Here is a 24,629-nt window from a genome sequence, read left to right as displayed (position 1 = left end):
ATAGACGCATCGCAATCAGGCATTATTCATTTACTCTTCCAGCGAATACGGCAGCGGTACGATTTGCAGCGTTTTTGCGTCGTCACGAACGCGGAACACGCTGTCGGCCTCCATGTCGTTATTCATCACAACCTGCACCAGTACCTGACCATCGGCCAGTTTTACTGCGGCAAGTACGGTACCGGTACGACGCCAGTTCTCGCCCATTTTTAATTCAAGGTCTTCGCCAGCTTCCGGTACTCGACCGGCGGCACCCGCCAAAGTCCACATGGCGCGTTTATTGGCTCCGCGGAATTTTGCACGAGCAACCATTTCCTGACCGGTGTAGCAGCCTTTTTTAAAGCTGATCCCGCCCAGAGCCTGCAGATTGGTAGCCTGTGGAATAAACTGTGCACTGTTGGCTGTATCAATAACGGGGATACCCGCTTCGATATCCAGCGCCAGCCACTGCTGGCTGTTATTTAACTCTGCTTCGCCACGCAGCTTTTCAACCAAGGTTTCTGCTGTGGTGGCATCAACGATCAGCAGAAAACGTTCAGCAGGGTGTTCGAACCACAATACCGTGGAGGCACCTTCGGTAATGACCTGCTTATCACTGTTCGGTAATTCGCTAAAGAGATTGGCCAGCGCTGCACGTGCCTGGAATCCCGCTACGCCCAGCAGGACACGCTCGTCATCCGGAGCAATCGCCACCTTCGAGAAGACCGCGTATTTTTTCAGCTCGGTGAGCTGCGCATCACGCAGGCTACGGCGCTCAAGCCATGCAAAACCGTCACCCTGTCGGAACAGACGCAGGTTGCTCCACATTTTACCTTTGGCGTCACAATGTGCAGCTAACAGGTGCTGATTCTCGGTCATCTGGCTGACATCCGCCGTGACCTGACCCTGAATATACTTCTCACTGTCGACACCGGTGATGGTGGCGAGCGCCCAGTCATCGAGCGTCATTAGCGTCAGAGGCAAACGCGTTGACGCGAAAGGCTGGCGAGGAGGAAAAGATGTAAAAGCCATAATAATGTCCTGATTTGCTTAACGCAGTGATAATGACTAATGGTAAAAGAGCTATGGCCCATTGCAAGCGGTTTAAACAGGCTATTTGTGCCATATATTGCGCTTTGCGAGGAAACATCAAAAAATGGTGAATCCTTTGGCTTAATAAGGTTTTATTTAGCGAGCGAGCTTCAGTTTACTGATATTCCCGTAAAAGAGCGGGAAAAACACGTTACAATAGCGGGATACTTCGTTTTCGCGAGACAGGGAGAAGAACATGGATATTAACAACAAAGCACGTATTCATTGGGCATGCCGCCGCGGTATGCGCGAGCTGGACATCTCGATCATGCCGTTTTTCGAACATGAATATGACAGCTTAAGTGACGAAGAAAAACGTATCTTTATCCGTCTGCTAGAATGTGATGATCCAGATTTATTTAACTGGTTGATGAATCATGGGAAACCAGCTGATGCTGAGCTGGAGCAGATGGTGCGACTTATCCAGACACGGAATCGGGAACGTGGTCCAGTGGCAATCTGATTTACGCGTATCATGGCGCGCGCAGTGGCTTTCACTGCTAATTCATGGGCTGGTCGCGGTGTTTATTTTATTGATGCCCTGGCCATTGAGCTACACCCCATTATGGCTGGTTTTGCTCTCTCTGGTGGTATTCGATAGCGTTCGCAGTCAGCGTCGAATCAACGCTTGTCAGGGTGAGATTCGGCTGTTGATGGATGGTCGTCTGCGCTGGCAAGGGCAAGAGTGGTCTATCGTTAGCGCCCCCTGGATGGTTAAAACAGGCATGATGCTGCGTTTGCGCTCTGATGCCGGAAAACGTCAACATTTGTGGCTGGCGGCAGACAGTATGGATGATGCTGAGTGGCGGGATTTACGGCGGTTGATGCTGCAAAAGGCGAAGCAGAAGTAGTACTGACGGTAAGGTTGCGACCTTAGCCGTCAGTCGGCAGAAATTCAGGACCAGTGCTCGGCCATTTCGCCAAGAATTTGCTCGCACCAGGCCTGAATGCGTTCATCGCTGAGATCGTACTGGTTCGTTTCATCCAGCGCCAAACCAACAAACAGCTGTCCATCGGCAATGACGGGTTTATCGCTGGTGAATTCGTAGCCTTCGGTGGGCCAGTAGCCGACAAACTTTACACCTTTGGTGATCAGTTTATCGTGCAACATACCCAGCGCATCCAGGAACCATTCACCGTATCCCAACTGATCGCCCATACCGTAAAGTGCGACAATCTTTCCTTCCAGGTTGAGGTCGTCCAGTTGCTCCCAGACAGCTTCCCAGTCCTCCTGAATTTCACCGAAATCCCAGGTTGGGATGCCCAAAATGAGCACGTCATACTGCTCCATTAGGGTCGGGGAATCGTCTTTGAGGTTGTGCAGTGTCACCAGTTCGGGACCCAGGATATCGCGGATTTTTTCTGCTGCCATTTCGGTGTAGCAGGTGCTGGAACCGTAAAAAAGACCCATGTTCATGACGTAAACATCTCAATTCTGCTGTAGCGTTGCGGGTAGTGTAACAGAATCGCCGCAATCCCGGCACAATGAGGCATAATGCATCAAAAAATGAGAGTGGAATAAGGGGCGCGAGTGGAACAGGATCTGGCGCGCATCGAGCAGTTTCTTGATGCCCTGTGGCTGGAACGAAATCTGGCGGAAAACACATTAAGTGCGTATCGTCGCGATCTGACCATGCTTGTGGAATGGTTACATCACCGCGGCGCTTCGCTTGCGACCGCGCAAAGTGATGATCTGCAAGCCTTGCTGGCTGAGCGGATGGATGGAGGGTATAAAGCCACCAGTTCTGCACGTTTGCTCAGTGCGACGCGACGTTTTTTTCAGCATATGTACCGCGAAAAATATCGCGAAGATGACCCCAGCGCCTCGCTTGCATCACCTAAACTTCCGCAGCGTCTGCCCAAAGATCTCAGCGAAGCGCAGGTAGAACGACTGCTGCAGGCGCCGCTTATCGATCAACCGCTGGAGCTACGCGACAAAGCCATGCTGGAAGTGTTGTATGCAACGGGCCTGCGCGTGTCTGAACTGGTAGGACTGACGATGAGTGACGTCAGCCTGCGTCAGGGCGTGGTACGGGTGATCGGTAAAGGTAACAAAGAGCGCCTTGTCCCGTTGGGTGAGGAGGCAGTGTACTGGCTGGAAACATACCTGGAGCATGGGCGTCCATGGTTGCTCAACGGCGTATCGATTGATGTGCTGTTTCCTAGTCAGCGGGCGCAACAGATGACCCGTCAGACCTTCTGGCATCGTATCAAACACTATGCTGTGTTGGCGGGAATCGACAGCGAAAAGCTGTCACCGCACGTCCTGCGGCACGCATTTGCCACGCATCTGCTCAACCATGGCGCAGATCTGCGCGTGGTGCAGATGCTACTGGGGCATAGCGATCTCTCGACAACGCAAATTTATACTCATGTCGCAACGGAGCGCTTGCGGCAACTACATCAACAGCATCACCCGCGAGCGTGAGTGCTGACAGGATAGGATAGGCTATGAAAAAACGTTTTATGATGTTCACCCTGCTGGCGACGGCGTTTTCCGGCATGGTACATGCAGACGACGCGGCAATTCGCCAGTCATTAGCAAAGCTGGGTGTGCAGAGCACCGAGATTCAACCTGCTCCGGTTGCGGGCATGAAAACCGTACTGACCAATAGCGGCGTGCTGTACGTAACTGAAGACGGTAAACATATTATTCAGGGACCGATGTATGACGTGAGCGGCGCAAGTCCGGTGAACGTCACCAACCAACTGCTGATGAAGCATCTGAACGCGCTGGAAAAAGAGATGATCATCTACAAAGCGCCGCAGGAAAAACACGTCATTACCGTTTTCACCGACATCACTTGTGGTTACTGCCACAAGCTGCATGAAGAGATGAAAGATTACAATGCGTTGGGGATCACCGTACGTTATCTGGCCTTCCCACGTCAGGGGCTGGACAGCCAGGCTGAGCAGGACATGAAGTCTATCTGGTGTGCTAAGGACAAAAACAAAGCCTTTGACGACGCGATGACTGGCAAGGGTGTAAAAGCGGCGACCTGTGATGTGGATATCGCTAACCACTATGCGCTGGGCGTACAGTTTGGCGTCAGCGGTACACCGGCGATTGTGCTGAGCAATGGCTATGTCGTACCTGGCTATCAGGGCCCGAAAGAGATGAAAGAATTCCTCGACGCACATGCAAAACAAACCAGCGGTAAATAATTCGCGTGAAACAACAGATACAACTTCGTCGGCGTGAGGCCGACGAGACCGCCGAGCTACCTGCAGACTTGCCGCCACTGCTGCGCCGTTTATACGCCAGCCGTGGTGTACGTAGCGCGCAGGAGCTTGAGCGTAGCGTGAAAGGCATGCTGCCGTGGCAGCATTTGAACGGCGTCGAAAAAGCGGTTGAGATCCTCTACAACGCCTTTCGCGAAGGAACCCGAATCATCGTTGTCGGCGATTTTGACGCTGATGGTGCGACCAGCACGGCGCTAAGCATCCTGGCGATGCGCGCGTTGGGCTGCAGTAACGTTGACTACCTGGTGCCAAATCGTTTTGAAGACGGTTATGGTTTAAGCCCGGAAGTCGTTGATCAGGCCCATGCCCGGGGCGCTCAGCTGATTGTCACCGTAGACAACGGCATCTCGTCTCACGCGGGTGTCGAACATGCCAGAACGTTGGGGATCCCGGTCGTTGTGACCGATCACCACCTGCCAGGGGATACGCTGCCGGGCGCAGAGGCAATCATTAATCCTAACCTGCCCGACTGTGAGTTCCCGTCGAAATCGCTGGCAGGCGTTGGTGTAGCCTTCTATCTGATGCTGGCGCTGCGTACTTTCCTGCGTGACAAAGGCTGGTTTGATGAACGCGGCATTGCACCGCCGAACCTGGCGGATTTGCTCGATCTGGTTGCACTTGGCACGGTGGCGGACGTGGTCCCGCTGGATGCCAATAACCGTATTCTGACGTGGCAAGGCTTAAGCCGCATTCGTGCCGGAAAGTGTCGCCCTGGTATTAAAGCGCTGCTGGAGATTTCCAATCGCGACCCCCTAAAGCTGGCAGCCAGTGATTTAGGTTTTGCCCTCGGGCCACGGCTGAATGCGGCGGGCCGTCTGGACGATATGTCCGTTGGTGTGGCGCTGTTGCTGTGCGACAACATTGGCGAAGCGCGTGTGCTGGCCAATGAGCTTGATGCGCTCAACCAGACGCGCAAAGAGATCGAGCAGGGTATGCAGGCCGAAGCACTGACTTTGTGTGAAAAGCTGGAACGCAGTAGCGATACACTACCGGGCGGCCTGGCAATGTATCATCCTGAGTGGCATCAGGGCGTTGTGGGGATTCTGGCATCGCGTATTAAAGAGCGATTCCATCGCCCAGTAATAGCGTTTGCCCCGGCAGGTGACGGTACTCTCAAAGGATCCGGGCGTTCGATTCAGGGGCTGCACATGCGCGATGCGCTGGAGCGCCTGGACACCCTTTATCCGGGCATGATCCTCAAGTTTGGCGGTCACGCCATGGCGGCGGGTTTATCGCTTGAAGAGGCGCAGTTTGAGCGTTTCCAGCAGCGTTTTGGCGAGCTGGTAACCGAGTGGCTGGATCCTGCCTTACTGCAAGGTGAAGTGGTGTCGGATGGCCCACTGAGCGCGGCGGAGATGACCATGGAGATCGCACAAATGCTGCGTGATGCCGGACCGTGGGGGCAAATGTTCCCGGAACCGCTGTTTGACGGGCATTTCCGTTTGCTCCAGCAGCGTCTGGTCGGTGAGCGTCATCTGAAGGTGATGGTCGAGCCCGTGGGCGGTGGTCCGCTGCTGGACGGTATTGCGTTTAATGTCGATACCACCTGCTGGCCGGACAACGGCGTGCGCGAAGTTCAGCTTGCCTACAAACTGGATATTAACGAGTTTCGCGGCAACCGCAGCTTGCAGATTATAATCGACAATATCTGGCCACTTTAGCGTCACTAATCGCTATAAAAAAGGGCGTGGATTAGTTACAATCCCGCTCTTATCACCGCATTTTGACTAGTCCAATAAAAGAAATCAGACAATGTTTGAAATTAATCCGGTAAATAACCGCATTCAGGACCTCACGGAGCGCTCTGACGTTCTTAGGGGGTATCTTTGACTATGATGCCAAGAAAGAGCGTCTGGAAGAAGTAAACGCCGAGCTGGAACAGCCGGACGTGTGGAACGAACCCGAACGCGCTCAGGCGCTGGGCAAAGAGCGTTCCTCCCTTGAGGCCATCGTTGATACGCTCGATCAGATGAGCCAGGGCCTGGAAGATGTCTCCGGCCTGCTGGAACTGGCTGTAGAAGCCGACGACGAAGAAACCTTTAACGAAGCCGTAGCAGAACTCGATACGCTGGAAGATAAGCTGGCCCAGCTGGAATTTCGTCGTATGTTCTCCGGTGAATATGACAGCGCGGATTGCTATCTCGATATTCAGGCAGGTTCTGGCGGTACGGAAGCGCAGGACTGGGCAAGCATGCTGATGCGCATGTATCTGCGTTGGGCTGAAGCGCGCGGCTTTAAGACTGAAATCATTGAAGAGTCTGAAGGTGAAGTCGCGGGTATTAAATCCGTGACCATCAGAATTGCTGGTGAATATGCGTATGGTTGGCTGCGTACTGAAACCGGCGTACACCGCCTGGTACGTAAGAGTCCGTTCGACTCCGGCGGACGTCGCCATACGTCGTTCAGTTCGGCGTTTGTTTATCCGGAAGTTGACGATGATATTGATATCGATATCAACCCGGCGGACCTGCGTATCGACGTTTACCGTGCCTCCGGTGCAGGCGGTCAGCACGTTAACCGTACGGAATCTGCGGTGCGTATTACCCACATCCCGACCGGGATTGTGACGCAGTGTCAGAACGACCGTTCCCAGCACAAGAACAAAGACCAGGCCATGAAGCAGATGAAAGCGAAGCTTTATGAACTGGAAATGCAGAAGAAGAATGCCGAGAAACAGGCGATGGAAGACACCAAGTCAGATATCGGCTGGGGTAGCCAGATTCGTTCTTATGTCCTTGATGACTCCCGCATCAAAGATCTGCGTACCGGGGTTGAAACCCGTAACACGCAGGCGGTGCTGGATGGCAGCCTGGATCAATTTATCGAAGCAAGTTTGAAAGCAGGGTTATGAGGAACCAACATGTCTGAACAACACGTACAGGGCGCTGACGCGGTAGCCGACCTTAACAATGAACTGAAAACGCGCCGTGAGAAGCTGGCGAGCCTGCGTGAGCAGGGGATCCCGTTCCCGAACGATTTCCGTCGCGATCATACCTCAGACCAACTGCATGCTGACTTCGACGCGAAAGAAAACGAAGAGCTGGAAGCGCTGAACATTGAGGTATCCGTTGCTGGCCGTATGATGACCCGTCGTATTATGGGTAAAGCATCATTCGTTACGCTGCAGGACGTTGGCGGCCGTATTCAGCTGTACGTTGCTCGCGATGACCTGCCGGAAGGCGTCTACAACGAGCAGTTCAAAAAATGGGATCTGGGCGATATCCTCGGCGCGAAAGGTAAGTTGTTCAAGACCAAGACCGGTGAGCTGTCTATCCACTGCACCGAACTGCGTCTGCTGACCAAAGCGCTGCGCCCGCTGCCGGACAAATTCCACGGTCTGCAGGATCAGGAAGCACGCTATCGTCAACGTTACCTGGATCTCATCTCTAACGATGAATCCCGCAATACCTTTAAAGTGCGTTCACAGATTATGGCTGGCATCCGTCAGTTCATGGTTGCTCGCGGCTTTATGGAAGTAGAAACCCCGATGATGCAGGTGATCCCAGGCGGTGCGGCAGCGCGTCCGTTTATCACTCATCATAACGCGCTGGATCTGGACATGTACCTGCGTATCGCGCCGGAACTTTACCTCAAGCGTCTGGTGGTTGGCGGCTTCGAACGCGTATTCGAAATTAACCGTAACTTCCGTAACGAAGGCATCTCTGTTCGCCATAACCCAGAGTTCACCATGATGGAACTCTACATGGCTTATGCGGACTACAAAGATCTCATCGAACTGACTGAATCTCTGTTCCGTACGTTGGCGCAGAACGTTCTGGGAACGACTGAAGTGCCTTACGGTGAAGAAGTCTTCGACTTCGGTAAGCCGTTTGAAAAACTGACCATGCGCGAAGCGATTCAGAAATACCGTCCGGAAACCAACATGGCCGATCTGGATAACTTCGACTCTGCAAAAGCGATTGCTGAATCTATCGGCATCAAAGTTGAGAAGAGCTGGGGTCTGGGTCGTATCGTGACCGAGATCTTTGAAGAAGTTGCAGAAGCGCACCTGATTCAACCAACCTTCATTACCGAGTATCCGGCAGAAGTTTCTCCGCTGGCGCGTCGTAATGACGAAAACCCGGAAATCACCGATCGCTTCGAATTCTTCATCGGCGGACGTGAGATCGGTAACGGCTTCAGCGAGCTGAACGATGCCGAAGATCAGGCGCAGCGTTTCCAGGATCAGGTTAACGCCAAAGATGCGGGTGATGACGAAGCGATGTTCTACGACGAAGACTACGTTACCGCTCTGGAACACGGTCTGCCGCCGACTGCGGGTCTGGGCATTGGTATCGACCGTATGGTTATGCTGTTCACCAACAGCCACACCATCCGTGACGTGATCCTGTTCCCGGCGATGCGCCCGGTTAAGTAAGATGTGAAATGCCGGATGGCGGCTGACGCCTTATCCGGCCTACGATTCGTTATGTAGGCCAGATAAACGTAGCGCCATCAGGCAATAATTTGTTGGCAGTAATTCTGCAACAGCGCACGCGCTTCTTTGTTTGCAACCTGCATTACCATCCACGGACTGAAAGCCCACGGCGTCGCGTCAATCCCGCTTAAGACATCCTCAAGATTGCTCCACTGGCAATCCATCACTTCATCTGGGTTTAGCTGTAGCTCACTGACGATATGTGCGGCATAAACCGGACATACTTCGTTTTCAACTATCCCACTCGGGTCTGTGGCGCGATAACGAAAATCAGCGTATACGGGGGTTAGCAAGTTGATATCTGCACCCAGTTCGAAGCGAGCCCGGCGGACAATAGCCGCTTCGTTGGTTTCGCCCAACTGCGGGTGACCGCAGACAGAGTTGGTCCAGACACCTGGCCAGGCTTTTTTGTGCAGCGAGCGGCGGGTGACCAGCAGTTGGCCCTGCTCGTTAAATATCCAGCACGAGAAAGCGGAGTGCAGGGGGGTTGTGGCGGTATGCGCCGCATACTTTTCCAGCGTTCCGCAGGGTTGGTCCTGCTCATTCAATAAAATGACATGTTCCTGTCGCATAGCGTCCACCATCAATCTTAAGCACTCACATTATATGCTTAATTAAGTCAGAGTGATTAACAGAGGGTGTGAAATGCCAGAGCCGCCGGTTCGTTGCGCGATATGATTTGGCATCCGGTTTCTGGCTGCTATGATAAAGCGTCTGAAAATGTTGCGAGGTATTGTTTTGAGTGCAGGACGCCTGAAGAAAAATGGCCTGGGTATCGTGATGCTGCTGTGTGTCGGTCTGCTGTTAGCGGGCTGTTCCGGGAGCAAGTCGTCTGATACAGGAAGTTATTCCGGCTCCGTGTATACCGTGAAGCGGGGAGATACGCTATACCGTATTTCGCGCGCCACCGGTACCAGCGTGAAAGAGATCGCTCGCCTGAATAATATTTCACCGCCCTATACCATTGAAGTGGGGCAAAAGCTGAAGGTCAGCGGCGGCGCGAAAACCAGTTCTGGAGCTGGCAAAACAACCAAGAAATCCTCAACCAAAACGGCGGCGGTCAGACCATCTTCTTCTGTGCCGCAGTCGTCCTGGCCACCAGTAGGGCAACGTTGCTGGCAGTGGCCTGCCAGCGGTAAGGTGATCCTACCTTATTCTACGGCGGACGGCGGCAATAAGGGCATCGATATCTCGGCTGCGCGCGGTACGCCGATTTATGCGGCCGGAGCAGGGAAGGTGGTTTATGTCGGTAATCAGCTGCGGGGCTACGGTAATCTCATCATGATTAAGCACAGTGAGGACTACATCACTGCGTATGCGCATAATGACACCATGCTGGTGAACAACGGTCAAAACGTGAAGGCCGGGCAGAAGATAGCGACGATGGGCAGCTCGGATGCGACGACGGTGCGCCTGCATTTCCAAATCCGCTACCGGGCAACGGCTATCGATCCGCTGCGTTATTTACCGCCGCAGGGGAGTAAGCCAAAATGCTGACGGTGAATTAATCGCCAGTCAGTCGGTTAGTCCCTTGCCAAGAAGAGCGTAAGGTTTATAATCCCTTACGCGCTTCAATGCGGGCGTAGTTCAATGGTAGAACGAGAGCTTCCCAAGCTCTATACGAGGGTTCGATTCCCTTCGCCCGCTCCAAAACTCTCTCCTGTAGTTATTCTTTATAAATGTTAAATAGCGACACCGAAATCCGGTGGCAGTGTGCTGTTACCTTCACCCAGATTACGTTGTAGCAATACCGTGTCGAGCCATAGTCCATGTTTGAAGCCAATGTTTTTCAGTGTGCCGATTTCCGTAAATCCGGCCTGCTGATGGACTTTTAACGATCCCTGATTATTGCTGTCGCCGACGATGGCAATCAGTTGCCGATAGCCCTGTGCTTCAGCCCAGCCGATCACATGACGCAGTAAAGCTTTTCCTACACCCTGACGCTGAGCCGTTGGAGCAATATAAATCGAATCCTCAAGGGTATAGCGGTAGGCATAACGCTCGCGATAGCGGGTGAGGTAGCAATACCCGATGACCTTATCTTCCTGTAGCGCGACGACCCACGGCAGCCCGAGGCTGCGGATTTTTTCCAGACGAGCAAACATCTGGTGAGCATCCGGCGGGTCGGTTTCAAAGCTGCCGGTACCGTGAAGAACATGATGTGCATAAATATCGCGTATGGCGGGGATGTGCTTTTCTTCTGCGTTAACGATTTTCATTGACCGGCTCCCATTGGCGTCTTTGCCCAGATTACCTGAAAGACTGAGGGGAAGGTAAGTGCAAAAAATTATGCTTCGAACAGTTGCTTGCAATGCTAATAGGCTTTCATATTGTAAGGGGAAATAATTGATTGTGGTTGATGTTGTCAATAATACGCAAGGTTGGTAAATACATTAACTTGTAGAGTAATACACAATTATTCGTGCATGTTTTCGAGCGTGTATCCAAATGCCAATTATGGTAGGTTTCGAAAAATGATGAAGAAAGTTATTTGATTTCAATGTGTTGTTTCTGTATCTAATTCTTCTTGCGCCTGTACCCTTATTTTCATTTCATTGGCCCTGTTTGAGCCCTAAAAATTAAGTTATATTTTGTTGTTAGCAGAGAGCCTATTATCAGATTTTTCTCTATTCATCTCTCAAAATAGTTACCATGCAAACAGTTGCGCGGTGTAGCTATGCTAACCAGCAATAGTAAGCATCGTCACATTATGTCACCGGGCAAACTTTGTTTAAATCCAGAATTCAATCCCAAGAGTATTAGGATTATTTAGTCTAAAATACTTTTTTGACTAAGACTTTTCTTATTACGTAGCCATGAACTACATGGAGTGATAAAATTCCCGAGTTTATGCCTCCTGCTCAACGATTAGAGGACGCGGTGCGGGTAGTCAATAAGACGAAAGAATTAATTGCTTTATAACCCTATTACGAAATAAGCGGCAGTGCATCTTACATGGTCGGCAATCGTCAGGGATTGACCTTAACTTATTGAAAACGCTTATTTTTACTCTGATGTAAGATATAAGGGCAGATATGTTCAGTATGCGTCGACATGCCAACTTCATTAAACGTTTTAAGTCCGTAAGCTGTTTATTTACGGCCAGCATTCTTTTCCCTATGCAAATCTCTGCTGCGGTATCTGATTATGATGCTTTGGTTATTGAAGCGCGGGGGGGGAATAGTGCGCCGCTATTGCGCTACCTTGAGGATCAGGGAAAGAAAAGCGCGCTAACGCCAAACCAGGTTGCCGACTGGCTGCAAGTTTCCAGTTGGGTTGAGAACAACGATAAAACAACAATTGAAATCTGGCAGCGGTATCGTGGGCAGATGGATGTACCTGCACGGGGAAAAGTCGCCGCAGCGCGTGCGTATCGTAACCAGAAAAACTGGAATGATTCATTGGCGGTGTGGGAAAGCGTTTTACAGCAAGAACCTGATAACGTTGATGTACGCACCGGCTGGATAATGACGCTGGCAGATGCGCGCTACAATCAGCAAGCCCTTACCGAAGCGAATAAATGGACTCAGGCACATCCGGGCGCAGATTCCGACGCATTGCTTGCCTATGTATATCATTCTCAGGGGAAAAATTGGGATGCACTGTTGGTTGCCAGCCAGGCGGATGACGTCGATCCTGGCAACAAAAATGCAAAATCCACGCTGTTGTCTGCGCTGTCAGCGAACCGTGTTTCCGGACCAGCCTTAAATATGGCGGAAGTCGTACCCACGGCAGATCCGGTGAAGCGTCGCCTTGAGCTTGATGCGGCGGCTGAAATGGTCCGATCCTCTTATACGTCCGCACGTAATGAAGAAGAACGTTTTATCGTAGCAGATAAAGCGCTGGCCCGTTATGACCAGTTGTTGGCGGCCTGGAAAGATGAGCCGTCTGCGCAGAATGATGTCCGTCGGGCGAGAATAGACCGTATGGGTGCCCTGTTGGTGCGTAAACGTACTGCCGAAGTGATCGAGGAATATGAGTCCCTTTCCGCAAGCGGCGAAGTACCAAACTACGCAAAACGTTGGGTGGCATCAGCATGGTTAAGCGAGCGTCAGCCGGAAAAAACCGAAGCGATGTTGGCGAGCATCTACTACCCGAATGGGCCTATTCCGGTGACGCCGCTCAGTCCAGAGGATCAACAAGATCTGTTCTATGCACACATTGATAATGAAAACTTCGATGCTGCCAAAAAACAAGTCGATTATTTGATCAAAGAGAGTCCGTATCTGCGGCGTATCTATGGCTCGCCAACGCCGCAACCTAACGATAACTGGCTGCTCGGACAGTCGCTGCTGACGCAATATCATATCGCTGCCAATGAACTGCCAGAGGCAGAAAAGCTCGCAGAGCATCTGGCACGAACAGGCTCCGGTAACCAGGGACTGCGCATTTCCTATGCCTCTGTGCTTGAAGCGCGTGGATTGCCGCATGCGGCGGAGAAAGAGCTTAAGCTGGCGGAAGTGATTGAGCCAAGCAACCTGGAGCTGGAGCGTCAGCAGGCTTACGTTGCGCTGGATCTCCAGGAATGGAAGCAGGCCGATGAACTGACGGATGACGTTATTGCCCGTAGCCCGGATGATGAAGCGACGCTGCGCCTTGCGCGTATTCGTGATGTCCACAAAATGTCGGAAGTGCGCATTAGCGGCACGCAGGGGATCTCGTCCGATAGCCCGGTCAGCGGTAAGAATGACTTCAACATCAACACGGCTATTTACAGTCCGCCGATTAATGACAACTGGCGACTGTTTACTGGATTCAACTTCGCTACCGGTGAATTTGAGGAAGGGAAGGGCATCAGCCGCGATCTGGCGGCGGGTGCAGAATGGACTTCCCGTGATTACTGGGCGGAAATGGAAGTGTCTGGCCGAAATTATGGCGATGGTCAGAAGATTGGTGGGCGTCTATCCGGCTGGCATGACTTTAATGACAACTGGCGCGTAGGCGGTTCGGCCGAGCGCTTGTCGCGTAATACGCCATTGCGCGCGCTGCGTAGCGGTGTGTATGCCAACGGCGGCGATATGTTCGTTCGCTGGTATCAAAACGAGCGACGTGAATATCAACTGTCGTTTGCTGCATCACATTTCTCAGACGGTAACGATCGCATCGAATACGGACTCAGCGGAAAAGAGCGCATCTGGACCACGCCTCGCTTCACGCTGGACTTTACGCCGGGCATTGGCGGGAGCACCAACACCAAAGAGAATGTGCCGTATTACAACCCGAAGAGTGATTTTTCGGTTGTCCCTGGCCTGAGCGCAGAGCAGGTTCTTTACCGCCACTATGATACCGTCTGGACGCAGCAAGGTCTGGCAGGCGTAGGTGGCTACTGGCAGCAAGGTGAAGATGCAGGCGCTATCGTCCAGGTCGGATACGGACAACGGCTTAAATGGAACAACGTCGTAGATGGCGGGGTGATGCTGATTTGGGATAAACGCCCCTATGACGGTAAACGTGAGCGGAATATCTCCCTCGCTTTCGATTTAAATGTCAGGTTTTAAGGATTGTTCATGCTGAAAAGATGCCTGTGGCTTAGCGCATTAATCGCTGGCTGGTTGATGATTACCGCGTGCAGCAGCGCGCACAATACAACGCCTCGCTATGTTCCTCCTGGGGAGAGAACGCCGCTGACGGCGGATCATCAGTGGCCGAAAAATAGTTTTCTGGTACTGGGTTATCACGATGTTGAAGATGGTGCTGCCGACCAGCGTTACCTCTCTGTGCGTACCAGCGCGTTGAGCGACCAAATGGCCTGGCTGCGTGATAATGGCTATCAGCCGATCAGCGTGCAGCAAATTCTGGATGCCCATGACGGTAAAATTGTACTGCCGGAAAAAGCGGTATTACTCACCTTTGATGACGGGTATAGCAGTTTTTATACCCGCGTCTGGCCATTGCTGAAAGCCTACAACTGGCCTGCGCTCTGGGCGCCAGTAGGCAGTTGGGTTGATGCGCCAGCCAACAAAAAAGTCGATTTTGGCGGCTTAATGACAGCGCGAGATAAATTCGCCACCTGGAAAATGGTCGAAGAAATGGGGAAATCGCCGTTGGTGGAAGTCGGTGCGCACACCTGGAACTCGCACTTTGGCGCTGAGGCCAATCCGCAGGGGAGTAAAGAGCCAGCGGTAGCGAACCGCCTGTATGATAAGAAAACCGGCACTTACGAAACGGACGAACAGTACACGCGACGTATAAACACGGATATTTCTCTGATCACTAACAAGATCAAATCGGTGACAGGGAAATCGCCGCGCGCGTGGGTATGGCCGTACGGCGCAGCCAACGGCACGACGTTAAACCTGGCCAAAGAGCATGGCTATAAGATGGCCTTTACGCTTAATGAAGGGTTGGCGAATGCCGCGTTTCTCGATGATATTCCGCGCGTGCTGATCTCTGATAACCCATCCCTTAAGCGCTTTGCCAGTCAGGTCGCTCAGGTCCGTGAGCCACAGACAATGCGCGTGATGCATGTCGATCTGGATTACGTGTATGACAAGGACCCTGCTCAGCAGAAGCGAAATATCGATAAGCTGATCCAGCGCGTTTATGACATGCGTATTTCTCATGTCTTCCTGCAGGCGTATGCCGACCCTAAAGGTGACGGGAATATTCGTGAGGTCTATTTCCCCAACCGCTGGCTGCCGATGCGTGCCGATCTCTTTAACTATATCTCCTGGCAATTACAAACGCGGGCAGGGGTGACGGTATATGCCTGGATGCCGGTTCTGGCGTTCGATCTCGACGCGTCTATTCCACGCGTAACCGCATGGGATCCGAAAACGGGACGTACTGCTATCAATCACGAGAACTATGTCCGCCTTTCACCCTGGAGCAGCGAAGCGCGTCAGCGCATCACTGAAATCTATGAAGACCTGGCGAAGCACGCCAGTTTCAAAGGTATTTTGTTTCATGACGATGCTTTCCTGACGGACTTTGAAGATGCGTCACCGGATGCGTTAGCCGCCTACCGTGCCGCAGGGCTTCCGGGCAGTATCGAGCAAATACGTAATAATCCTCAGGCGTTCGAGCGCTGGACGCGCCTGAAAAGTAAGATGCTGATCGACTTCACCAAACAGCTGACCCAGTCTGTGCGTAATATTCGCGGTCCACAGGTGCAAACTGCGCGCAATATTTACGCCATGCCGGTACTGGAGCCTGAAAGTGAAGCCTGGTTTGCACAAAACCTGAATGATTTCCTCAATACCTATGACTGGACGGCGCCGATGGCGATGCCATTCATGGAACAGATCCCGGCCAATGATGCCAACGCATGGCTTGACCGACTGGTGAATGCCGTTGCACAAAACCCTGGGGCGCTGGATAAAACCGTGTTTGAACTGCAGGCACGAGACTGGCGTAAATCCGGGGATCAGGCTGAAATCAGCGGAAAACAAATAGCCGAATGGATGCGCCAGCTGAAGTTAAGCGGTGCAGGTAACTACGGCTATTACCCGGATGATTTCATCAGCGACAAACCTGAGATGTCAGAGATTCGCTCGACGTTCTCCTCATACTGGTATCCGCAAAAATGACCGATCGCATTATTGCTTTCCTGATACTTTGCCTGATGTTCAGCCTGCCGTTTGGCGTGGCTGTCATCTTTACAGGTGAAGTGATGTTGAACTTCGTCTTCTTCTGGCCTTTGTTCATGTCTGCTTTGTGGATAAGCGGCGGAGTCTATTTCTGGTTTTACCGTGAACGTCACTGGAAATGGGGAGATGACACGCCACCACCGACCCTGCCGGGGAATCCACTGGTTTCCATTCTGATCCCCTGTTTTAACGAAGGGATCAACGCGCGTGAAACCATTGAGGCCGCACTGGCACAGCGATATAAGAATATCGAAGTGATTGCCATCAACGATGGTTCAACGGATGACACTCACGACGTGCTGGAACAACTGGCAGTGGAATACCCCAGCCTGCGGGTGATTCATCTGGCTGAAAACCAGGGCAAAGCGCTGGCGCTCAAGACTGGTGCGGCCGCGGCGCGCAGCGATTACCTGGTGTGCATTGATGGCGATGCGTTACTGGATCGTGATGCCGTTGCCTATATTGTGGCTCCGCTGATCCAGTTCCCGCGCGTTGGTGCGGTGACGGGGAATCCGCGTATTCGAACCCGCTCTACGTTAATCGGCCGTGTGCAGGTCGGTGAGTTCTCTTCCATTATCGGTTTAATTAAGCGTACTCAGCGAGTCTATGGGCAGATCTTTACCGTTTCAGGCGTAGTTGCGGCGTTTCGTCGTCGCGCGCTGGCCGAGGTCGGTTACTGGAGCCCGGACATGATCACTGAAGATATCGATATCAGTTGGAAGCTGCAATTGCGCCACTGGTCGGTATTCTTTGAGCCGCGCGCACTGTGTTGGATCCTGATGCCTGAAACGTTAAAAGGGCTGTGGAAGCAGCGTTTGCGCTGGGCGCAGGGTGGTGCAGAGGTGTTTATCGTTAACATGCGTCGTCTCTGGTCGTGGGAGTTCCGTCGCATGTGGCCGCTGTTTCTTGAGTTTTGTTTTTCTACCGCCTGGTCGTTTGCCTATGCGATCAGTATCGTGCTGTTCCTGTTAGGGCTGATGATCCCGATGCCGGACTCGCTGTATGTGCAGCATCTGTTCCCGCCAGCCTTTACCGGACTTATCCTCGGCGTGGTGTGCTTGCTGCAGTTTGCGGTGAGCCTGATGATTGAACGACGTTATGAAAAAGGCATTGGCGCCTCGTTGTTCTGGATTATCTGGTTCCCGGTGGTGTACTGGATGCTAAGCCTGTTCACCACGCTGGTCGCGTTCCCGAAAGTGATGCTTAAACGCAAACGCGGCAGAGCGCGTTGGGTGAGTCCTGACCGTGGAATTGGGAGGATCGAATCGTGAATCAGCCACTGATCTTTACGGAGCGGCGTCTGCTGCCTCGCATTATCGATGTGTTGTTGACGCTCATCGCCTGGGTTGGTTTCTTATACCTGATCTATAAAGGATTGATCACGGCCCTGGCGCATTCACCGTATATGGGGGTGCGACCCTTTTTCACCACGCTGGATACGGTCACGTTTTATATCCTTGTCGCCCTGGTCAACGGCCTGGTGTTGATTGGCTGGGCTAAGTACAACCAGTTTCGTTTTCGGGTGGAACGCCGCAGTCGCAGACCCGGGCTGGAAGACCATGAGCTGGCAGAAAGTTTGCGTATTACCCGGGAGCTGGTTACGGAACTGAACAAGGCGAGGGTGCTGACGGTCCACCATCATGAGAATGGCGAAATCAGTCATATCGATGTGGATAGGGATATTGCCGATAACCGCCTCCCGCCGCCAACGCCTGCGATGCTGGAGTATTTGCCACCAGAGCAGCAGCCGTTGTTGCAGAAAAGGCCCGAGTGATATTTCTGCTTTCAGCAGCTTCCTTCAGCCTCGCATAGGTCTATGATTAGACCCAGACAATAAAAAAATGTGAGGCAATGTCGTGGATAAGGAACTACTGGATGCAGGTTACCGGGCCTATACCGGCGAGAAGATTGACGTCTATTTCAACACGGCGATATGTCAGCATTCGGGCAATTGCGTGCGGGGAAGCGCGAAACTGTTTAACCTGAAACGTAAACCGTGGATCATTCCGGATGAAGTGGATGTCGAGACGGTCATCAAGGTCATCGATACCTGTCCGAGCGGTGCGCTGAAATATCGCCAGAAATGAGTGAGGGGACCATGGAAATTCTTGCAGGCCACAACAAGTTTTATGTCAATGATGCTGAGGGCAACCAGGTTGCCGAGATTGTATTTGTGCCGACGGGCGAGCATCTGAGCATCATTGAACATACCGATGTCGACCCCAGCCTGAAAGGTCAGGGCGTCGGCAAACAGCTGGTGGCGAAAGTGGTAGAGAAGATGCGCGCTGAAAACCGCAAAGTTATTCCGCTGTGCCCGTTTGCCAAACATGAATTTGATAAAACCCGCGAGTACGACGATATCCGCGCCTGATCATCTTATGTGTACCGGAAGGTATAACAGCCATCCGGTTCATCACTCCCGATGCAGCAGATCCTGATAAATCCCCGTCAGTATCCCTTGTGGCCCAAACTCTTTTTTAATCCACTGAGTTACACGACCGGTTGCCGAATGCTGGGTGGCCAACAGCATTCGTGAATCCTGACGCGGGTTGTGGATCTGCCGCGTCACCAGCAACGACTTTTCCATCGCCTCGCGCACCATGTAGTCCGGCAGAAAACCGATGCCTTCACCCAGGATCTGGCACTGGCACTTGGTATTAAAATCGGGAACCAGAATCGACTCCTGTCCGTGTAACAGCCAGCCGACCTTCTTGTTGATGGTGTGTGCGGTGTCTTCCACCATGATGTTCGGGTACAGGCGTAACTGGCTCTCAGAAATGGGTTCCGGCATAAAGGCGAGGGGATGATCCGGGGCAATCGCAAACGACCAACGGATCGCGCCGATCTCGGTGTAATCAATTCCGCCGCCATCCAGTAACGTATCGGGCGCGCCAATGGCGATATTAGCCAGGTTGTTGATGATCGAATCCCAGACGCCGTTATACACCTCGGTGGTGACGGTTATCTGGCAGGTTGGAAACTGTTTCTTGAGTACCTGCAGCAGCCGCGCTGTATGTTGAGGGGTATACAACAGCTGGTTAATGCAGATGCGTACCCGGGCTTCAATGCCCTGAGCGATGGTATCAATGCTGCGCTTGATGGCGTGGAAATCGTTGAGCAGGTCGGTCGCCTTGCGAAACAGGTAGCGCCCGGACTCGGTCAGTTCAATGCTGCGAGTACTGCGGGTAAACAGCACCACGTCGAGACCCATTTCCATGCGCTTAATGGTGTAACTAATTGCAGATGTGGTTAAGCCAAGCTCTTCAGCCGCCTTGCTAAAGCTGCTGTAGCGGGCTGCCATCGTAAACGCCAGCAGGTTTTCCTCGGTAAATATTGAATTCATCTTTCTCCCCTCCGGCGACAATGCGCATCCGCAACACGATGATTGTTGAATGTATTTGTAATCCTTATACAGAGCAATCAGTTTTGAACAAAATTTAACACTAGTTTTACATTTGATTTGAAGGCAATCACACTTCTGTATTTTAATTGCAGGCCGCTATCCGTGCAGCATACCGCCTGATTCACCGGACTACTGATTAGTGGCTAAAAGGGCCCCAGCCATAAGGGAAAGATTGCACTACAGCACGTTTTGTTCTCATTGTTAAAATTGATTCAATAATCGATGCGCTAACGATGAATGAAATTTAAGCGGATGTTATTCTCTGCACTCTGTTGCTATTCTCAGGTTATCGGATATTTAAAAAGTCTAAAAAACTGCAGGAGAGCGATTATGTCAGAGAAAGAACTCATTACTGAATTTCTGCTGGCGGCAGAACAGGGCAATGCCGATGGATTAAAATCCTGTCTGGCAAAAAATGTGGATATTAATGCCACTAACCGCCAGGGGCGTACTGCCATTATTATTGCCAGCCTGAATAAACATTATGACTGTGTTTCTTTATTGATTGCTGAGGGTGCCGATATTAATAAACAAGATAAAACTTGTTTTAACCCCTTCCTGATTAGCTGCTTGACGAATGATTTAACGCTGTTGCGTACGGTATTACCGGCTAACCCTGACCTTAATTGTCTGAGCCGTTTTGGCGGTGTCGGTATTACGCCAGCCAGCGAAAAAGGTCATGTTGAGATCGTGCGTGAGCTGCTGCTGCGTACCGATATCAATGTCAACCATACTAATTTTGTTGGCTGGACGCCGCTCCTGGAAGCCATCGTACTTAATGACGGTGGCGCGAAGCAGCAGGAGATCGTTAAGCTGCTGCTCGACCATGGCGCAAATCCGCACATGACGGATAAATACGGTAAAACCCCGCTGGAACTGGCGCGAGAGAAAGGGTACCACGAGATTGCCGAGCTGCTGATTGCGGCCGGAGCCTGACACAGGAGCGCCATTATCGCTACGCCATCACGGCGATGCGTACGGGCGCTAACCGCAGACAGCGCGTTTCTCACTTTCCGGGGAACGGGGCGGGTTGAACAGGTTTTTTCCCACGCGGTAAACCTGTTGATACCTGAACAGCAGCGGTTGCTGACGTTACTGAGTGAAGATTGTGATAACGCACCTAACAGCTGTCGGCTGGCGCTGACGCATTGTGAAGACCTGTTTCATCCCGGTGAGCTGGTCAATTTTAGCGGATCGGGAATAGTTGTTGGCAATGATAAATGGATAGAAACCGCCGGTTGTCTGCTGTGGCGAATACCACGGTGGACATCTGATGCAGCAAGTCTTGCCGCAGTCGGCTGGCAGCATTGGGAAGAGGTTATCCGCCAACAGCTAAGAAGCGACGACACATTATTTCTGTATCAGGGTGACAATCCGTTTTTTCAGGAAATCACCCGTCAATTACACAACCGCCGACAAACATTACTGACGGCGTTGCGTACAGGAGAAAATATCTCTACAGCGGTCAGCCATTTAATTGGTCTGGGGATTGGTCTGACGCCCTCATCGGATGATTATTTAGTGGGCTTAAGCACTATTCTATTTATTCCCGGACATCCGTTGAGGAAATATCGTGAAGATTTTTTAGCAGCTTTACAATATGCCGGAAATAATACGACGCTACTCAGCAAAATAACGTTAGAGGAAGCTTTTCATCAGCGTTATCGGGAAAGCGTTGGACGGCTGCTGAACCAATTTATTACTGAGCAAAAACCCGTTTCTACGCAATATATTACTGACATTAAAAATATTGGCTCAAGTTCTGGCTGCGACATGCTGTATGGCATGGCGGATGCCTGCGCCCTGAGCCACAGGTCTGGAGGGAATTATGTCGATCAGGATAGTTGTTAAAAAGAACACGTATTTTGATTCTGTCTCACTGATGTCTATCTCCACGCGCGCAAATAAGCTCGATGGTGTTGAGCAGGCGTTCGTGGCTATGGCGACAGAAATGAATAAGGGCGTGCTGAAGAATCTCGGCCTGCTCACGCCTGAGCTGGAAGAGGCGAAGAGTGGCGATCTGATGATTGTCATTAAAGGCGCGAGCGACGAAGCAAACGCGCAAACGCTGGTGGCGATTGACGATCTGTTTACGCATAAAGAGCAGGGTGGCCAGCACGAAGCGCGCTATGCCACGCTCGCCAGCGCGAAGAAGCACGTTCCCGACAGTAACCTGGCGGTGATCTCGGTCAATGGCCTGTTTGCCGCGCGTGAAGCGCGTCAGGCGCTGCAAAATAACCTCAACGTGATGTTGTTCTCTGACAACGTCTCTCTTGAAGACGAGCTGACGCTTAAGCAACTGGCGCACGAAAAAGGACTGTTGATGATGGGGCCAGACTGCGGAACCGCCATCATTAACGGCGCGGCGCTGTGTTTTGGCAACGCAGTGCGTCGCGGCAACATCGGAATTATTGGTGCGTCCGGTACCGGTAGCCAGGAGCTGAGCGTACGCATTCACGAGTTTGGCGGCGGAATTTCTCAACTGATTGGCACCGGTGGACGCGATCTGAGTGAGAAGATTGGCGGCCTGATGATGCTTGACGCGATTGGCATGCTGGAGGCCGATCCGCAAACTGAGATCATCGCGCTTATCTCCAAACCTCCTGCGCCAGCGGTGGCGCGCAAGGTGCTGGAACGTGCGCGCGCCTGTTATAAGCCCGTGGTGGTGTGTTTCCTCGGACGTGAAGCCGCGCCTGCGGATGAAAAAGGCCTACAGTTTGCCCGCGGTACTAAAGAGGCGGCGTTGAAAGCGGTACTGCTGACCGGCGTGAAAAAAGAGAGCCTGGATCTGCATCCGCTCAACTGGCCGCTGATTGAAGAGGTTCGCGCCCGTCTGACCCCGCAACAAAAGTACATCCGTGGCTTGTTCTGCGGTGGCACGTTGTGCGATGAGGCGATGTTTGCTGCCATGGAAAAACATGCCGAAGTTTACAGCAACATTCATCCGGATCCGGCGTTCCGCCTGCAAGATCTCAACCGCAGCGTGGCGCATACCTTCCTCGATTTCGGTGATGACGATTTTACCAACGGTAAACCGCACCCGATGATCGATCCCACCAACCGCATTAGTCGTCTGTTGCAGGAAGCGCGCGATCCTGAAGTCGGCGTGATCGTGATGGACTTCGTCCTTGGTTTTGGATCGCATGAAGATCCAGTTGGCGTGATGCTCGACGCGATCGTTGAAGCCAAAGCGATCGCCGCCTCAGATGGTCGTCCGCTTGAGATTCTCGGCTATGTGCTGGGAACCGATCTTGATACGCCGTCGCTGGAAAAACAATGTCAGATGCTGACTGATGCGGGCGTTATCTGGGCGAGCAGTAGCACCAACACCGGATTGCTGGCGCGTGAATTTATCTGTAAAGGGGAGGAAGCCTGATGAGCCAGACACTGTTTAACCAGCCGCTGAATGTGATTAATGTCGGTATCGCGATGTTCAGCGATGACCTGAAAAAGCAGAACGTTCCCGTGACCCAGCTCGACTGGACGCCGCCGGGCCAGGGCAACATGCAGGTGGTTGCTGCACTGGACGAGATTGCCGATTCGCCGCTGGCAGACAAAATCGCTGCCGCTAACCAGCAGGCGCTGGAACGTATTATCCAGTCGCATCCGGTGCTGATTGGCTATGACCAGGCAATCAATGTCGTGCCGGGGATGACCCGCAACACCATCCTGCATGCCGGGCCGCCGATCCGCTGGGAAAAAATGTGCGGTGCAATGAAGGGCGCGGTAACCGGGGCGCTGGTGTTTGAAGGACTGGCGAAAGATCTGGATGAAGCTGCCGAACTGGCCGCCTCGGGTGAAATTATCTTCTCACCATGTCACGAGCATGACTGCGTTGGCTCGATGGCGGGTGTGACGTCAGCGTCGATGTTTATGCACATCGTTGAGAACAAAACCTACGGCAACCGCGCATATACCAATATGAGCGAGCAGATGGCGAAGATCCTGCGTATGGGCGCGAACGATCAGAGCGTTATTGATCGTCTGAACTGGATGCGTGATGTGCTGGGACCGATGCTGCGCGACGCCATGAAGCTGGCGGGAGAAATAGACTTGCGCCTGATGCTGGCGCAGGCGCTGCACATGGGCGATGAGTGTCATAACCGCAATAACGCCGGGACGGCGCTGCTGATTCAGGCGCTGACGCCGTGGATTATTCAGACCGGCTATCCGGTTGAGCAGCAGCGTGAGGTGTTCGAGTTCGTCCTCAGCAGCGATTACTTCTCCGGACCGACCTGGATGGCGATGTGTAAAGCCGCAATGGACGCTGCACACGGCATTGAATACAGCACCGTGGTGACGACGATGGCGCGTAACGGCGTTGAGTTTGGTCTGCGCATCAGCGGCTTACCGGGTCAGTGGTTTACCGGTCCGGCGCAGCAGGTGATTGGCCCGATGTTTGCGGGCTACAAGCCGGAAGATTCCGGACGTGATATTGGCGATAGCGCGATCACCGAAACCTACGGCATTGGCGGTTTCGCCATGGCGACGGCGCCGGCCATCGTGGCACTGGTGGGTGGTACGGTCGAAGAGGCCGTTGATTTCTCTCGCCAGATGCGTGAAATCACTCTCGGCGAAAACCCCAACGTCACCATTCCGCTGCTTGGTTTTATGGGCGTACCGACCGCTATCGATATTACGCGCGTGGGCAGCACCGGCATTCTGCCGGTGATTAACACCGCAATTGCGCACAAAGATGCGGGGATCGGCATGATCGGCGCCGGAATAGTCCACCCGCCGTTCGCCTGTTTTGAAAAGGCGATCCTCAACTGGCGCGACCGCTACTGCCAATAACAACAATCGGGGCTAACGCGGTTAGCCCCACAGTAGCGAAGCGAAAAACGTTGCTTACCTGCAGGGCTGGGCGATCTCCGCGATCGCAAAC

The 24,629-nt window shown here is 52.6% G+C and carries 23 protein-coding genes and 1 tRNA gene; 19 read left to right on the top strand and 5 right to left on the bottom strand.

The window, feature by feature from the left end:
- Window positions 1-30 precede the first annotated feature (30 nt).
- Window positions 31-1,011, bottom strand: coding sequence for a tRNA-modifying protein YgfZ (gene ygfZ, locus OGV98_RS01475; RefSeq protein ID WP_003838269.1), 981 nt, complete (start codon window positions 1,009-1,011; stop codon window positions 31-33).
- 256 nt (window positions 1,012-1,267) lie between these two features.
- On the opposite strand from ygfZ, the gene sdhE reads away from it, so the two are divergent.
- Both sdhE and OGV98_RS01465 read left to right on the top strand, forming a co-directional pair.
- Window positions 1,268-1,534, top strand: coding sequence for an FAD assembly factor SdhE (sdhE, locus tag OGV98_RS01470; RefSeq protein WP_003026938.1), 267 nt, complete (start codon window positions 1,268-1,270; stop codon window positions 1,532-1,534).
- A complete protein-coding gene (locus tag OGV98_RS01465; RefSeq protein ID WP_003026936.1) occupies window positions 1,515-1,922 on the top strand; it encodes a protein YgfX in 408 nt (135 codons plus the stop codon). The genes sdhE and OGV98_RS01465 overlap by 20 nt, the downstream gene beginning before the upstream one ends.
- A gap of 44 nt (window positions 1,923-1,966) precedes the next feature.
- Here OGV98_RS01465 and fldB read toward each other — a convergent pair whose 3' ends face one another.
- Window positions 1,967-2,488 (bottom strand): flavodoxin FldB, encoded by a 522-nt coding sequence (fldB, locus tag OGV98_RS01460; RefSeq protein WP_003026933.1) that lies wholly within the window; start codon window positions 2,486-2,488, stop codon window positions 1,967-1,969.
- A 114-nt stretch (window positions 2,489-2,602) separates the two neighbouring features.
- Between fldB and xerD the strand changes: the two genes are divergently transcribed.
- From xerD to lysS, 5 genes are all read left to right on the top strand, one after another.
- Window positions 2,603-3,499 carry a site-specific tyrosine recombinase XerD gene (gene xerD / locus OGV98_RS01455; protein ID WP_286550958.1) on the top strand — a complete coding sequence of 299 codons (897 nt, stop codon included), beginning with the start codon at window positions 2,603-2,605 and terminating at the stop codon, window positions 3,497-3,499.
- A gap of 23 nt (window positions 3,500-3,522) precedes the next feature.
- Complete coding sequence (dsbC, locus tag OGV98_RS01450; RefSeq protein ID WP_003825520.1) at window positions 3,523-4,236, top strand: bifunctional protein-disulfide isomerase/oxidoreductase DsbC; 714 nt, start codon at window positions 3,523-3,525, stop codon at window positions 4,234-4,236.
- Between the two features lie 5 nt (window positions 4,237-4,241).
- Entirely contained in the window at window positions 4,242-5,975 is a 1,734-nt protein-coding gene (gene recJ / locus OGV98_RS01445; RefSeq protein ID WP_016150943.1) for a single-stranded-DNA-specific exonuclease RecJ, read from the top strand.
- Between the two features lie 91 nt (window positions 5,976-6,066).
- A protein-coding gene (gene prfB, locus OGV98_RS01440) for a peptide chain release factor 2 (protein ID WP_096878465.1) occupies window positions 6,067-7,165 on the top strand; the annotation gives its coding sequence in 2 pieces (ribosomal slippage) (window positions 6,067-6,141 and window positions 6,143-7,165; 1,098 coding nt in all).
- A gap of 9 nt (window positions 7,166-7,174) precedes the next feature.
- Window positions 7,175-8,692: a lysine--tRNA ligase gene (gene lysS / locus OGV98_RS01435; RefSeq protein ID WP_003026911.1), complete on the top strand. Its 1,518-nt coding sequence runs from the start codon at window positions 7,175-7,177 to the stop codon at window positions 8,690-8,692.
- Between the two features lie 77 nt (window positions 8,693-8,769).
- Here lysS and idi read toward each other — a convergent pair whose 3' ends face one another.
- Complete coding sequence (idi, locus tag OGV98_RS01430) at window positions 8,770-9,324, bottom strand: isopentenyl-diphosphate Delta-isomerase (RefSeq protein ID WP_032948043.1); 555 nt, start codon at window positions 9,322-9,324, stop codon at window positions 8,770-8,772.
- 166 nt (window positions 9,325-9,490) lie between these two features.
- Here idi and actS point away from each other — a divergent pair, with 166 nt between their 5' ends.
- Window positions 9,491-10,249, top strand: coding sequence for an amidase activator ActS (gene actS / locus OGV98_RS01425; RefSeq protein ID WP_016150941.1), 759 nt, complete (start codon window positions 9,491-9,493; stop codon window positions 10,247-10,249).
- Window positions 10,250-10,328: 79 nt separating this feature from the next.
- Window positions 10,329-10,402, top strand: a tRNA-Gly gene (locus OGV98_RS01420).
- Between the two features lie 32 nt (window positions 10,403-10,434).
- Here the strand turns inward: OGV98_RS01420 and OGV98_RS01415 are convergent.
- Window positions 10,435-10,971 carry a GNAT family N-acetyltransferase gene (locus OGV98_RS01415; protein ID WP_003033852.1) on the bottom strand — a complete coding sequence of 179 codons (537 nt, stop codon included), beginning with the start codon at window positions 10,969-10,971 and terminating at the stop codon, window positions 10,435-10,437.
- A gap of 816 nt (window positions 10,972-11,787) precedes the next feature.
- Between OGV98_RS01415 and pgaA the strand changes: the two genes are divergently transcribed.
- The 6 genes from pgaA to OGV98_RS01385 all read left to right on the top strand — a co-directional run bounded on the left by pgaA (window position 11,788) and on the right by OGV98_RS01385 (window position 18,712).
- Complete coding sequence (gene pgaA, locus OGV98_RS01410) at window positions 11,788-14,250, top strand: poly-beta-1,6 N-acetyl-D-glucosamine export porin PgaA (RefSeq protein WP_202581010.1); 2,463 nt, start codon at window positions 11,788-11,790, stop codon at window positions 14,248-14,250.
- 9 nt (window positions 14,251-14,259) lie between these two features.
- Window positions 14,260-16,281, top strand: a complete 2,022-nt coding sequence (gene pgaB / locus OGV98_RS01405) for a poly-beta-1,6-N-acetyl-D-glucosamine N-deacetylase PgaB (protein WP_057102294.1) — start codon at window positions 14,260-14,262, stop codon at window positions 16,279-16,281.
- The gene (pgaC, locus tag OGV98_RS01400; protein ID WP_003033859.1) at window positions 16,278-17,612 is read left to right on the top strand and encodes a poly-beta-1,6-N-acetyl-D-glucosamine synthase; all 1,335 of its coding nucleotides are present in this window, start codon (window positions 16,278-16,280) and stop codon (window positions 17,610-17,612) included. Before pgaB ends, pgaC begins: the two co-directional genes overlap by 4 nt.
- The gene (gene pgaD / locus OGV98_RS01395) at window positions 17,609-18,115 is read left to right on the top strand and encodes a poly-beta-1,6-N-acetyl-D-glucosamine biosynthesis protein PgaD (protein WP_003840995.1); all 507 of its coding nucleotides are present in this window, start codon (window positions 17,609-17,611) and stop codon (window positions 18,113-18,115) included. The genes pgaC and pgaD overlap by 4 nt, the downstream gene beginning before the upstream one ends.
- 82 nt (window positions 18,116-18,197) lie before the next feature.
- A complete protein-coding gene (gene yjdI / locus OGV98_RS01390) occupies window positions 18,198-18,428 on the top strand; it encodes a 4Fe-4S mono-cluster protein YjdI (protein ID WP_003033864.1) in 231 nt (76 codons plus the stop codon).
- Window positions 18,429-18,439: 11 nt separating this feature from the next.
- A complete protein-coding gene (locus OGV98_RS01385; protein WP_003033869.1) occupies window positions 18,440-18,712 on the top strand; it encodes a GNAT family N-acetyltransferase in 273 nt (90 codons plus the stop codon).
- Window positions 18,713-18,754: 42 nt separating this feature from the next.
- Here the strand turns inward: OGV98_RS01385 and OGV98_RS01380 are convergent, their stop codons facing one another.
- Window positions 18,755-19,684: a LysR substrate-binding domain-containing protein gene (locus OGV98_RS01380; RefSeq protein ID WP_003033874.1), complete on the bottom strand. Its 930-nt coding sequence runs from the start codon at window positions 19,682-19,684 to the stop codon at window positions 18,755-18,757.
- A 390-nt stretch (window positions 19,685-20,074) separates the two neighbouring features.
- On the opposite strand from OGV98_RS01380, the gene OGV98_RS01375 reads away from it, so the two are divergent.
- The 4 genes from OGV98_RS01375 to OGV98_RS01360 are packed head-to-tail and all read left to right on the top strand — an operon-like array spanning window position 20,075 to window position 24,538.
- On the top strand, window positions 20,075-20,680 hold the full coding sequence (locus tag OGV98_RS01375) for an ankyrin repeat domain-containing protein (RefSeq protein WP_202581011.1): 606 nt from the start codon (window positions 20,075-20,077) through the stop codon (window positions 20,678-20,680).
- A 15-nt stretch (window positions 20,681-20,695) separates the two neighbouring features.
- Window positions 20,696-21,595, top strand: a complete 900-nt coding sequence (locus OGV98_RS01370; protein ID WP_491007093.1) for an oxamate carbamoyltransferase subunit AllH family protein — start codon at window positions 20,696-20,698, stop codon at window positions 21,593-21,595.
- Window positions 21,573-23,120: an acyl-CoA synthetase FdrA gene (gene fdrA / locus OGV98_RS01365; RefSeq protein WP_202581013.1), complete on the top strand. Its 1,548-nt coding sequence runs from the start codon at window positions 21,573-21,575 to the stop codon at window positions 23,118-23,120. Before OGV98_RS01370 ends, fdrA begins: the two co-directional genes overlap by 23 nt.
- Window positions 23,120-24,538, top strand: a complete 1,419-nt coding sequence (locus OGV98_RS01360) for a YlbE family protein (RefSeq protein WP_003033887.1) — start codon at window positions 23,120-23,122, stop codon at window positions 24,536-24,538. Before fdrA ends, OGV98_RS01360 begins: the two co-directional genes overlap by 1 nt.
- Window positions 24,539-24,629 lie beyond the last annotated feature (91 nt).

The sequence above is a fragment of the Citrobacter sp. Cf136 genome, assembly GCF_030333815.1.
Classification (GTDB): Bacteria; Pseudomonadota; Gammaproteobacteria; order Enterobacterales; family Enterobacteriaceae; genus Citrobacter; species Citrobacter freundii.
The sequence above is the reverse complement of the archived record's forward strand: the minus strand, read 5'-3'. Positions and strand labels throughout refer to the sequence as shown.